Here is a 12,276-nt window from a genome sequence, read left to right as displayed (position 1 = left end):
TATTTGAGGTCAATAAAATTTTGATTATTATAGACAGAACATCTTTGATTAAAGATTTACTTTATATAAGAGTTTATAACCACCATTTCTCCTGCGGAACGAAAATAACATCCATATCAAAATGCTCTTTAAACCAATCATATATCAATGTCTTTTTCACTAAATATTCAGAGGCAGAGTGTGACACACCGATGAGTGACATATTCGTTTCTTTTACGTAATCCATAATGAGCGAGTATTTATGTTTACCGTAATCATTGTCGATATGGCAATGGATTTCTCCTGTGATATATGCTTCCGCACCTTTTTCTTCTGCTTCTTTCATTAAAGAGACGACATCGCCACATCCAGCGATAATTGCAATTTTTTGGATGGAATCATGTTGTTTACCTTCGAAGTCTGTGTAAGGAATATGAAAGAGATTTTTTAGACGCTTTTGGAGTGCTTCTGTTGATGTTTCATCTATTTCGCAAATAAGGCCAACTGGTTCGTGTTCTGGTCCTCCATATGCAAAGCCGTCAACTACATGAGCATTTAATGCTTTCGCAATTGAAATGCTCGTTCCATACGTTTGATGAAAATCCATTGGACCGTGACATGTATATATAGAAAGGTGTTTTTCTTTTATCGCCTGCAAATATTTTTCTGGAATGGGAACAAAACCACGACCTGATTTTCCAAGCGGATCACCGCACTCCATTACAATTGGATGGTGCATAAAGAGTAAATCACCGGGCGCAGATTGTGAAATGAATGCTTCAAGAACGTCATCGGTAGGGAAGACAGCCAAAAATACTTTATTTACATTTTCAGCTCCTCGTATCATAAGACCGTTAAATAGCTCTACAAAATTTTCTTCAAAAAATTGTTGCCATGGAAATTTGATAGGATCATATACAGCCGGGATAAATCGACTAAAGGCAGTGTCTTTTCCGTATTTTTCGATTTGGAATAAATGATTGAGTGATTGTTCTATCATTTTTAATGATGGCATTGTGATGCCTCCTTTACCATTGTTATTGTATCATTAGTCTTAATTTTCTGTATATAAAATTCAAGAAAAATAGTGGTACAATATATGAATGATACGAGAGAGGATGAACATTAACATATGTACGTTACTGTAACAGAAGCAGCATATAAAAAGATTATGGACACGATTCCGAACGAAGCGAAATATATAAAGTTATTTTACGATAATGAAGGTTGCGGTTGTGTTATGAGCGGAATTATCGATTTAGTAGCTGTAGCAGAAAAAGATGAGCGTGATGTAGATATTGAATCAAGCCTACTTAGCTTTATCGCAGATCGTACAAAGCTTGTATTTATGGATGATAAGTTAACGGTCGATTGGCATGAAGGTGGAGGAACTTTTCAGTTGAAAAGCCCGAGCCAGTTTTATAATCCAAATATGAAGTTACATGTTCGAGTGTAGGAAAGGAAAGGTGGTTCCAAAATGTGTTTTGGAACCACCTTTTTTTGTTGATAAGTCGATATAATTTCATGTGCCAAAGCAAGGGCCTCCATACAATTACGAGGATTTTTTTCACATAATGAAATGTACATATGATTGAATTTTCTGTATAATTTTATTTGCGGAGGGGATACGCATGAGAAGATGGGGAATTGAGTTGTTAATTTTAAGTGTCGTTATTATTTGGGGTATTAACTATACGATTGCAAAATACGGACTTTTAGAATTTACCGCAATTGAGTTTACCGCGCTTCGAATGATGGCTGCGGCACCACTACTGTTATTACTTACATTCTTTATTGAAAAGTCGCTTTACATGGAGCGAAAGGATATACCTAGATTAATCATTGTTAGCGTTGTAGGGATTGTACTGTATCAAACGCTATTTATGGAAACTGTCCAATATACATCCGCTACAAATGCCTCTTTACTCATTTCTATTTCACCAATTTTCACAACTGTATTTGCGATTTTCTTGAAACAAGAAAAGTTTTCTTCTCGAAAGTTCATCGGTTCTATCATTGCCTTTACTGGTGCTGCATTAGTTTTAGTAGCGGGGCATTCACTTGCTAGTTCTTTTTACGGAAATGGAATTGGACTTATTACATCGATCTGTTGGGGACTTTATCCTGTTTTAGCAGGGCCATTAATTAAAAAGTATTCCGCACTACGTGTTACAGCATGGTCGGCATTAGTTGGAGCGATTCCGCTTTTATTGTTAAGTGGTCCACATATATTTGTTATGCCATTTCACATTACACACGGAATGACACTATTTGCCTTACTATATTCTATTTTCTTTGTAACAGTATTCGGCTTAGTGATGTGGTATGTTGGTATCCAAAAAATTGGAGCATCACATACGATGGTATATATGTATATTACACCGCTTGTAGCGGTTTTATTTGCAGCTGTATGGGCAAAGGAATATGTATCGTTACAACAAATAATCGGCGGGATGATTATTTTCTTCGGTTTATGGTTTGTGAAATCAGAGAAAGTAAAAGTGCATTCTACTGCGGGGGAGCCTATATCAAAATAGGAAAACAGATCACCTGTGATCTGCTTTCCTATTTTTTTATTTTTGGTAAGAAGATGAGAAATAAGATCGCAGTAATAAGTGGAATTAAGTTTAAAAATGGAATACGGAAGAGTGTAATAAGAATAATACCTGGAAGAAGAACACCGAGGACAGCATAGAAAATACTATGATTTTTCGTGTACCAATACAATGAAAGTCCAATAAGTGCAGGGACAACGAGATGAATGAGAGCCATTAAAAAATAAATCATTAGACGCCCCCTTTATTTGTGTACTCATTACATCATATCCATATGTTCATAGATTGATATCACTTTTTTCATAAATGGACGAAAAATGTTTGGAAAAACGTCACAAATTATGAGAATATGACGTTTGAAATCTTGTATAATATTATTTTCTAAAAACATTCAAACAACATAAACATTGTGTTTATGTTGTTTTTAATTTGAGTGAAATGGATTTCAGTAGTATGAACTGGAAAGGAATGTGTTGTTGGATAGATAAAAACTAATGAAGAGGAGTACAGCATGATTAGTATGTCATTAAGGTCGTTTAAAATTCAATCGTATTATTTATTAGGTATTTTGTTGCTAGGATGGATGTTAACACCATTTTCAGCGCATTTTTTAGGTGCTGGAATTGGACTTGTTGTAAGTATGTATTGTGTTTGGCTTTTAGGAAGACGGATTGAGAAGCTTGGAGATAGCATTGTAAAGAAGACGAAAGCACCGACGCTCGGTATGTTTAATCGTTTTGCCGCTGCCATTTTGGGTGCTATTATTATGTACGAAATTGAGCATCATATGGTTATGTGGGCATTTGCAGTAGGGATTATGGGCGGTTATTTCTTAATCGTTATTAATTTAGGCTACTATAGCATGAAAGATGAGAAAGAATTAACGAAAAGATGAAGAAAAAGCTAAAAAGCTAAAAAGCTTTTTTAGATGGAATAGAGGATCCAGCGAGGGATAGAAGCGGTCAGAGCCTATTTTAGCCCCATGCGGAGTAAAACCAGAAGGATGTAGTGAGTAGAAATATAATTTATATGTTTGAAGCCATGTTTTGCATGTGTGAAAATCTGAGTATATGAACTGAAAGTTGGTTTAAGTTGGAATAGAGGATCCAGCGAGGGATAGAAGCGGTCAGAGCCTATTTTAGCCCTATGCGGAGTAAAACCAGAAGGATGTAGTGAGTAGAAATATAATTTATATGTTCGAAGCTATGTTTTGCATGTGTGAAAATCTAAGTGTATAAATTGAAAGTTGGTTTAAGTTGGAATAGAGGATCTAGCGGTGGATGAAAGCAGTCAGAGCCTTTTATGAAACATATAAAGAAAGAAGCTTACGTTTTCACGTAAGCTTCTTTTTTATGTAAGTGTGTGTAACCGTTAAGCCGCATTGGGTTTTGTCGGTGAGTACGCGAAACTTTACGGTTACACAGCACTTATTCATATGAGTAAAGGGTTATTTCAACAGAAAATTTGTAATTAAGCGATTGGACCGCCTAAGTTAATAATGTCTTCAGAAACGCTTTCGAACTTTTTGAAGTTCTCTTTGAATTCATTTGCAAGTTCAAGTGCTTTTACTTTGTAAGCATCTTTATCAGCCCATGTTTGTTCAGGCATTAACACTTCGTCAGGTACACCTGGTACGTGAAGTGGAACTTCAAGACCGAAGATGTCGTGTTTTGCTGTTTCAGCTTTTGCAAGTTCACCGCTTAGTGCTGCTTGAATCATTGCACGAGTGTAACCTAAGTTCATACGCTTACCAACGCCGTATTCGCCACCAGTCCAGCCAGTGTTTACTAAGAATACTTTCGCATCGTGTTTCTCGATTTTTTCACCAAGCATTTCAGCATAGCGAGATGCATCAAGTGGTAAGAATGGTGAACCGAAGCAAGTTGAGAATGTAGCTTGCGGAGATGTAACGCCGCGCTCTGTTCCCGCTAATTTACTAGTGTAACCACTTAAGAAATGGTACATAGCTTGTTCTTTTGATAACTTACTGATTGGAGGCAATACGCCAGATGCATCAGCAGTTAAGAAAATAATTGTATTCGGATGTCCAGCAACACTTGGCAGTACGATATTGTCAATCGCATGCATAGGGTATGCAGCACGTGTATTTTCTGTTAAAGTAGTATCGTTATAGTCAGCGACACGTGTTTGGTCATTAATGACAACGTTTTCTAAAACTGAACCGAATTTGATTGCATCGAAGATTTGTGGTTCTTTCTCATGAGAAAGGTTTACACATTTCGCATAGCAACCGCCTTCAATATTGAATACGCCGTTATCAGACCAGCCATGCTCATCATCACCGATTAATTTACGGTTTGGATCAGCAGATAATGTTGTTTTACCTGTTCCAGATAAACCGAAGAATAGTGCTACGTCGCCTTCTTCGCCTACGTTTGCAGAGCAATGCATAGAAAGAATATCTTGTTCAGGTAGTAAGAAGTTCATAATAGAGAAGATTGATTTTTTCATTTCTCCAGCGTACTCTGTGCCACCGATCAGTACGATACGTTTTTCGAATGAAACCATAATGAACGCTTCAGAATTTGTGCCGTCAATTGCTGGATCTGCTTTGAAGTTCGGTGCAGAAACGATTGTAAATTCTGACTCGTGAGTTGTTAATTCTTCTTCAGTTGGACGAATAAATAATTGGTGTACGAACAAATTATGCCATGCGTATTCGTTAACAACTTGAATTGGTAGGCGATAGTTACGGTCAGCGCCAGCAAATCCTTTGAAGACGAATAACTCTTCTTTTTCTTTTAAGTATTCTAATACTTTTGTATATAATTTATTAAAATGTTCTTCAGAAATCGGTTGGTTTACTGCTCCCCAAGCAATTTTGTCAGCAACCGATGCTTCTTTCACAATAAATTTATCTTTAGGAGAACGTCCTGTGTATTTTCCTGTTGAAGCAGAAACTGCACCAGTAGAAGTTAATTTCCCTTCATTTCGCATTAATACTTTTTCCACTAATTGCGGAACACTTAATTGAATCTGTGCATTGCTTCCGTTCAATAATTCATGTAAACCAATTTGGACATTCACAGTACTCATATTTATATACCATCCTTTTCATTTTCATTTTCATCTAATGAAATATTTCTCGTAATCCCCACCAAGAGTATAACACAATTATATAAATAATGTATACTATTTATTTATTTTTGTTTGTGTGAATGTATGATTTCCTTATTAATATTTCATTCTATACGTATTGAGAAAAACTTTCGGGAAAATGTGAATATTAATTGACAAATGAATATCATTTCTTTAGTATAGGTTGGGACGGATACTCTCTTATCCCGAGCTGGCGGAGGGACAGGCCCGATGAAGCCCAGCAACCTCATCTGTATTGGTAAATACAGGTGAATAGGTGCTAAAACCTGTGCGAGGCTACAGGTCTCGAACGATAAGAGCGAAGGGCAAAAAGCAGTATGCAAGTAGCAAATTAAACCTTTCCTCTATGTAAAGTGGGAAAGGTTTTTCTGTATGCTTGTGTGGGAGAATAAATGTATGTCGCAGTTTGTGGCAAATTAAGGATGAGTTCCGTACAATATATACAATTACTGTAGGGAGGTTTACCACATGACAAAAAAACGTCATCTGTTCACATCTGAGTCTGTAACTGAAGGACATCCAGATAAAATTTGTGACCAAATTTCTGATTCAATTTTAGATGCGATCTTATCAAAAGACGCAAATGCACGTGTGGCTTGTGAAACAACTGTAACAACTGGTTTAGTATTGGTAGCGGGGGAAATTACGACTTCTACTTATGTAGACATTCCGAAAATCGTTCGTGAAACAATTCAAGGCATTGGTTACACACGCGCAAAATACGGATTCGATGCAGAAACTTGTGCAGTTTTAACATCTATCGATGAGCAATCTGCTGACATCGCTATGGGTGTTGACCAAGCGCTAGAAGCACGCGAAGGTCTAATGACTGACGCTGAGATTGAGGCAATTGGTGCAGGAGACCAAGGTTTAATGTTTGGTTTTGCATGTAATGAAACACAAGAATTAATGCCACTTCCAATCTCGCTTGCTCACAAATTAGCTCGCCGTTTAACTGAAGTACGTAAAGATGACACATTATCATACTTACGTCCGGATGGAAAAACGCAAGTTACAGTTGAGTATGATGAAAATGGTAAACCTGTACGTGTGGATACAATTGTAATTTCTACACAGCATCACCCAGATGTTACATGGGAAGAAATCGATCGTGACTTAAAAGAGCACGTAATTAAAGCTGTAGTTCCAGCAGAATTAATGGATGGAGAAACGAAATTCTTCATTAATCCAACTGGCCGCTTCGTAATTGGTGGACCACAAGGTGATGCTGGTTTAACAGGACGTAAAATCATCGTTGATACTTACGGTGGATACGCTCGCCACGGTGGCGGTGCATTCTCTGGTAAAGATGCAACGAAAGTTGACCGTTCAGCAGCATATGCAGCTCGTTATGTTGCGAAAAACATCGTAGCAGCTGGTCTTGCTGAAAAAGCAGAAGTACAACTTGCATACGCAATTGGCGTAGCACAACCGGTATCAATTTCAGTTGATACATTTGGCACTGGTAAAGTATCTGAAGACGTACTAGTAGAACTAGTTCGTAACAACTTCGATCTTCGCCCAGCTGGTATTATTAAAATGCTAGACTTACGTCGCCCAATTTACAAACAAACAGCAGCTTACGGCCACTTTGGACGTACTGATGTAGATCTTTCATGGGAACGTACAGACAAAGCTGCAGCTTTAAAAGAGCAAGCTGGTCTATAATATATGAAAAAAAGCTTTGCGCGGTGAGCGCAAAGCTTTTTTTATTTTGTTTTACTTATTATTTGGATACATGAATTACAATATGTTTTTCCTTCTAGCTCAATATACTTTTTCATATTTGTCAGTCCGCTTGTCGGAAATGGCATATAAATCCATGCTTTTTCATGCGTTTGTATTTCTTTTTCGCATGATTTACAAAGGATCGGTTTCTTCTGGAACATATGTAATCAACCTTTCATTTGACGTGCTTTACCCGCGCAAAATGCACTGCTTAGTAAAAATAACGTTGCAAATATAATGCTCACTAATGTAGCGTATGGAATTGCTCCTTTTAGAGAAAAGCCAACAGTAATGGAAGCGACGAATAAGAGGATGAATGTTGTTGTTAATTTTTTATAAAGTTCCATAATAGGTAGACCTCCGTATTTAGAAATAGAACGCTTAAAAATAAAATCCACTATATAGGCAAGGGCAAGTGGAATGGCTGTACTAGTCAAATAGTAACGAATACCACCATCAGGCATCAGTACATACAATTTTAAAAAATTAATATCAAACCCGTAAGCGATGGATTGAAAAAGGGATAATATAATTAAGAATGGTATAATAGGTACATATCGTTTTATGTTATAAAACACGAAAAACTCCTTTATATGGATAAATATACTTATATTGTATCATGTTGAATTATTTGCTTCATACATAATTTTACAAGAAAGTGAAAGGGAAGATGAAAAATGAGTGTCAATGAACATAAAAAACAAGCGCCAAAAGAAGTGCGCTGCAAGATCGTGACGATTTCCGATACACGTACGGAAGAGACAGATAAGAGCGGCCAGCTATTACATGAACTGTTAAAAGAGGCGGGGCATATCGTTACTGCTTATGAAATTGTAAAAGATGATAAAGAGAGTATTCAGCAAGCTGTGTTAGCTGGTTATCATAGGGAAGACGTTGATGTTGTATTAACGAATGGCGGAACTGGTATTACGAAACGTGATGTAACGATTGAAGCAGTATCAGTGCTATTAGATAAAGAAATTGTCGGATTTGGTGAGTTGTTCCGCATGATTAGTTATTTAGAAGATATCGGAAGCAGCGCAATGTTAAGTAGAGCAATCGGCGGTACAATTGGGCGCAAAGTTGTCTTTTCAATGCCAGGGTCTAGCGGAGCAGTTCGTCTTGCGATGAATAAGTTAATTTTACCGGAATTAGGTCATATTACATTTGAGTTGCATCGCCAATGAGTAAGTTTGCTGGAATTGTATTAGCGGGTGGTATGTCGAGCAGATTCGGTGAACCGAAAGCGTTGGCGAGCTGGCAAGGGAGTACTTTTATTGAGCATATTTTAAAAGTGATGATAACTGCGATGCAAGAAGTTGTAGTCATTAGTCACTCCGATATAAAAGAGCGAGTAGAGCAATTCGTACAAGTTCCTGTTATAGAAGATATTCCGCATTATAAAGGAAACGGCCCACTTGCTGGAATTGTATCAGGAATGGAATATATCGAAGCAGATTGGTACGTGATTATGCCTTGCGATGCGCCAAATGTTTCAAAAGAGTGGTTTCTTATTTTATTAAAGCAAACGGGTGACGAGTATGATGCGGTTGTACCTATTATTAATGGAAGAAAACAGCCGTTACTTGCAGCGTATCATAACCGTGTGAAAGAGAAGATTTACACTTTACTTCAAGAAGAGAAAAGAAGTATGGGGCAGCTTTTATCACAATGTAATGTGAAATATGTTGCTGGAGAAGATGTACAAGCGAATGCAGATTGGTTTATGAATGTGAATACGAAAGAAGAGTATGTACAGGCTCAAAAAAACCTTTCAAATGAATGAAAGGTTTTTTGATATACAGAAATTGGGGAACAATTACTGTATAAAGGTATGTGAGTAAGTTGATTTTAAGGGGAATTTCTTAAAATCATCATACAGTAAAAATACTGTATAACCATATTTTAATTTTTATGGGTTTTTATTACAAGTCTGTTTAGTTATGTATATTTTCGTTATAATGAATATAGAAATAAAATGATATTTCACCTTATGTATCATTTAGTGAACGAAGTTTTATAATTGTGTAAGAAACTCCCTCTGTCTAGTTGAAGGGAGTTTTTTTGTTATGAAATTGATTTATATACATCTTTAGTTCTATACGATAGACATAGAATATATTTACAAATATAACATTTGATGGGTAGCTGAAATGGAGAGTCCTGTTTTATACTAATATTGTGTCACCCCTTCTAAGGGACAGTGCACAACCGGTGATTGGCTAATGGGAACATTCTCATTTTGCCAGTGCCGGTTTTTTATTAGATAATGATGGTAATAAATTTTTTGAGGGAGGGATCGTTTTGAAAAAGATAGATTTTACTTCTATGAGAGAGAAAGTAGCTAGTTTTTATATTTATTCTATCTCTTTTCTTGGTTTAATTGCTGTTGTCATTTCCTTATTTTTAAGTGAAATGCCTTCCCATTTTATACTACTTTTGTTGTTAATTATGTTTATGGGAATTACTGAGTATTTTCCTATCCGCATTTGGAGAGGGGGGATCACACTCAGTCTTACGCTTATTTATACAATGAATTGGCAGTTTGGAATGCATATAACTGTTGTTTCGTGTGTGGGTGTGATGTTATGTATCCAATTGTTTCGCCGATTACCTATGCAAAGGACGGTATTTAATTGTGCGCAACTTGCTCTTAGTATCGTATTGGCAGAATGGTTTTCCAGTGGATGTTTCTCATTGTTTATTTCTGGAATGAATCTTTCGGTTTTGTATGAAAAATTCATAATTTTGTTTTTATTCAGCGCATTTCTGTGCCTTTTTAACAGTTTATTTTACGATCTTTTAATCATACTGCTTCCTCAGCCCTATCCGCTAGAAGAGTGGCGTAATAAGAATATGTTAGTACTCTTGAGTTTGAGTTTTTGTTTGTTTTATTCTTCACTTATACATATGTTAGATTACCGATATCGCGGAGTGATGGATGAAATTATGGTTCTGTTCTTCTTTTTCCCGCTTGTGGCAATCTGTATCATTAGCTCTTTCGTTAGACAAATACGGGTGGAAAAAGAAAGATTATATAAGCTTTTTTCCATTACGACGGAATTAAGTCGTGGACTATCTGCCGGCAACTTACAGCAGATGAAACAATCACTGAAAGGATTTCTAGGAATACAGGCATATGTTTTATGGGCGAAAGATGAAGAGAACTGGACACTTTTATTAAAGGATGGAAAAGTACATCGTGATATTTCTAATTATTCTGACCTACATAAGGAGTTTGAAGAGATATCAGAAACTGTTGTTGTTACTGATTGGAAAACAGGTATGGCTCCGGGAGATGAAGTGTTTGAAAATACGATGCGCTCTCTTGTGTATTTACCTCTTAAGGTAAATCATGAATTAGTTGGAATGTTTGTGGCAGGGAAAAGCAGAAGTGCGAGTTTTATTACTGAAGATGTACAAACTTTAGCTACGTTTGCCAATCAATTAGGCAGCTTGCTTAAAACACGGACACTCATTTCTGAACAGGAAAAAAGAACGATTTTAGAAGAAAGAAATCGAATTGCTCGTGAAATCCACGATGGAATCGCACAAGCATTGGCCGGAGTGATATTTCAGATGGAGTCAGCTCAGAAAAAATATGCAGATCGACCAAAAGACATGCAGCAAGTGGTAGATACAAGCATAAAAAAATTACGGAAGAGTTTAAGTGAAGTTCGTTATTCTATTTATGCTTTAAAGCCATATCCAACACAAAGATTAGGACTAAAACAAGCAATTATAAATAAAGTTCAATCCTTAAAACAAGAATATGGTCTAGCCATTACATATCATGAAAGAGGCCGTTCTCGAAAACTTAGTTTTACGAAAGAAAGAGTTATCTTCGATACTTTGCAGGAAAGCTTGCAGAACATTATAAAGCATGCAAGGGCAGATAAAGTTGACATTCTATTAAGCTATCAACGGGAACATGTACTTTTAAAGGTAAAGGATAACGGAATTGGTTTTTCTCTTTTTGAATCGATGATTAAAGCAAAGCATGAGCCGCACTATGGTATATTACATATGAATGAACAGGCTGAACAGCTAGGGGCTGTCCTTCAAATAGATAGTTCAGCAGGAAAAGGGACAGAAATCACATTGTTAATTCCAGATTCAGAAATGGGGGAGGATTACCATGATTCGAATATTAGTAGTGGATGATCATACTGTTTTGCGTGATGGAATTCGAAGTATATTGGAACTCGAATCTGATATGCGAGTAGTTGGAGAAGCTGTTTCCGGGGATGAAGTAGTAAAAAAAGTGGAAGAGTGTAGGCCCGATTGTATCTTAATGGATATTAATTTACCGGGGAAAAATGGTATCGAGGCTACATCACTCGTGAAAGATCAGTATCCGAGCTGCCGTGTTCTCGTATTGACTATGTATGAACATGATGAATACTTGATGGCTGCTCTTCGGGCAGGTGCAGACGGTTATTTACTGAAGGATTCATCATCCGAGCAGGTAGTGGCGGCAATCCGAATGGTATTACAAGGAGATTCTGTGATTCATCCGCGTATGACTAAAAAGTTGATTACATATCATCAGCAAACGAAATCAGAATCAAATGAAAATGAACTAACAGAGCGTGAAAAAGAAATACTGTTTGAATTGGTTAAAGGTCTTAGTAATAAGGAAATTGCTGAAGCTCTATATATCAGTGATAAGACAGTTAAAATCCATATTAATAAGATTTTCAGAAAACTGAATGTAAAAAGCCGTTCACAAGCAGTCATATATGCTGTGCGAAATCAGCTTGTTCCATTTTCTTAAATAAAAATCATTTAAAAGAACTACCCTGCACTTTATTATTTTACTCAAAATAATAAAGTACGGGGTAGTTCTTTTGTACTATACGGTATAGAACTAATAACTAAAAAAATATTACTT

General features: G+C 36.6%; 13 protein-coding genes and 1 riboswitch. Of the genes, 8 read left to right on the top strand and 5 right to left on the bottom strand.

All coding sequences use genetic code 11. The features are described 5' to 3' along the window. Positions 1-73 precede the first annotated feature (73 nt). Positions 74-994, bottom strand: a complete 921-nt coding sequence (locus tag ACQKNI_RS12095; RefSeq protein ID WP_098945663.1) for a Nif3-like dinuclear metal center hexameric protein — start codon at positions 992-994, stop codon at positions 74-76. 117 nt (positions 995-1,111) lie between these two features. Between ACQKNI_RS12095 and ACQKNI_RS12090 the strand changes: the two genes are divergently transcribed. Together ACQKNI_RS12090 and ACQKNI_RS12085 are read left to right on the top strand one after the other, a co-directional pair. Beyond that, positions 1,112-1,435, top strand: coding sequence for an iron-sulfur cluster biosynthesis family protein (locus tag ACQKNI_RS12090; RefSeq protein ID WP_088232315.1), 324 nt, complete (start codon positions 1,112-1,114; stop codon positions 1,433-1,435). A gap of 175 nt (positions 1,436-1,610) precedes the next feature. Continuing rightward, complete coding sequence (locus tag ACQKNI_RS12085) at positions 1,611-2,516, top strand: DMT family transporter (protein WP_088232314.1); 906 nt, start codon at positions 1,611-1,613, stop codon at positions 2,514-2,516. Positions 2,517-2,544: 28 nt separating this feature from the next. Here the strand turns inward: ACQKNI_RS12085 and ACQKNI_RS12080 are convergent, their stop codons facing one another. Next, complete coding sequence (locus tag ACQKNI_RS12080) at positions 2,545-2,766, bottom strand: hypothetical protein (RefSeq protein WP_098252762.1); 222 nt, start codon at positions 2,764-2,766, stop codon at positions 2,545-2,547. A 279-nt stretch (positions 2,767-3,045) separates the two neighbouring features. On the opposite strand from ACQKNI_RS12080, the gene ACQKNI_RS12075 reads away from it, so the two are divergent. Continuing rightward, positions 3,046-3,429 carry an ATP synthase subunit I gene (locus tag ACQKNI_RS12075; protein ID WP_098252761.1) on the top strand — a complete coding sequence of 128 codons (384 nt, stop codon included), beginning with the start codon at positions 3,046-3,048 and terminating at the stop codon, positions 3,427-3,429. A 575-nt stretch (positions 3,430-4,004) separates the two neighbouring features. Here ACQKNI_RS12075 and pckA read toward each other — a convergent pair. Beyond that, the gene (gene pckA / locus ACQKNI_RS12070) at positions 4,005-5,591 is read right to left on the bottom strand and encodes a phosphoenolpyruvate carboxykinase (ATP) (RefSeq protein ID WP_088232312.1); all 1,587 of its coding nucleotides are present in this window, start codon (positions 5,589-5,591) and stop codon (positions 4,005-4,007) included. A 240-nt stretch (positions 5,592-5,831) separates the two neighbouring features. Continuing rightward, positions 5,832-5,953, top strand: a riboswitch (SAM riboswitch). 169 nt (positions 5,954-6,122) lie between these two features. On the opposite strand from pckA, the gene metK reads away from it, so the two are divergent. Continuing rightward, complete coding sequence (metK, locus tag ACQKNI_RS12065; protein WP_088232311.1) at positions 6,123-7,322, top strand: methionine adenosyltransferase; 1,200 nt, start codon at positions 6,123-6,125, stop codon at positions 7,320-7,322. Positions 7,323-7,363: 41 nt separating this feature from the next. On the opposite strand, the gene ACQKNI_RS12060 is transcribed toward metK, so the two are convergent. Both ACQKNI_RS12060 and ACQKNI_RS12055 read right to left on the bottom strand, forming a co-directional pair. Continuing rightward, complete coding sequence (locus tag ACQKNI_RS12060; protein WP_088232310.1) at positions 7,364-7,543, bottom strand: hypothetical protein; 180 nt, start codon at positions 7,541-7,543, stop codon at positions 7,364-7,366. Positions 7,544-7,549: 6 nt separating this feature from the next. Then, entirely contained in the window at positions 7,550-7,729 is a 180-nt protein-coding gene (locus ACQKNI_RS12055; protein ID WP_000424805.1) for a hypothetical protein, read from the bottom strand. A gap of 330 nt (positions 7,730-8,059) precedes the next feature. Between ACQKNI_RS12055 and ACQKNI_RS12050 the strand changes: the two genes are divergently transcribed. From ACQKNI_RS12050 to ACQKNI_RS12035, 4 genes are all read left to right on the top strand, one after another. After that, positions 8,060-8,569, top strand: coding sequence for a MogA/MoaB family molybdenum cofactor biosynthesis protein (locus ACQKNI_RS12050; protein ID WP_088232309.1), 510 nt, complete (start codon positions 8,060-8,062; stop codon positions 8,567-8,569). After that, complete coding sequence (locus ACQKNI_RS12045; protein ID WP_098252760.1) at positions 8,566-9,168, top strand: molybdenum cofactor guanylyltransferase; 603 nt, start codon at positions 8,566-8,568, stop codon at positions 9,166-9,168. Before ACQKNI_RS12050 ends, ACQKNI_RS12045 begins: the two co-directional genes overlap by 4 nt. Before the next feature lie 518 nt (positions 9,169-9,686). Continuing rightward, entirely contained in the window at positions 9,687-11,546 is a 1,860-nt protein-coding gene (locus ACQKNI_RS12040; RefSeq protein ID WP_088232307.1) for a GAF domain-containing sensor histidine kinase, read from the top strand. Next, positions 11,521-12,159 carry a response regulator gene (locus ACQKNI_RS12035; RefSeq protein ID WP_088232306.1) on the top strand — a complete coding sequence of 213 codons (639 nt, stop codon included), beginning with the start codon at positions 11,521-11,523 and terminating at the stop codon, positions 12,157-12,159. The genes ACQKNI_RS12040 and ACQKNI_RS12035 overlap by 26 nt, the downstream gene beginning before the upstream one ends. The last annotated feature ends 117 nt before the right edge of the window (positions 12,160-12,276 follow it).

The sequence above is a fragment of the Bacillus sp. NPDC094064 genome (genome assembly GCF_050279585.1).
Classification (GTDB): domain Bacteria; phylum Bacillota; class Bacilli; order Bacillales; family Bacillaceae_G; genus Bacillus_A.
This window is presented reverse-complemented; position numbering and strand designations above follow the sequence as displayed.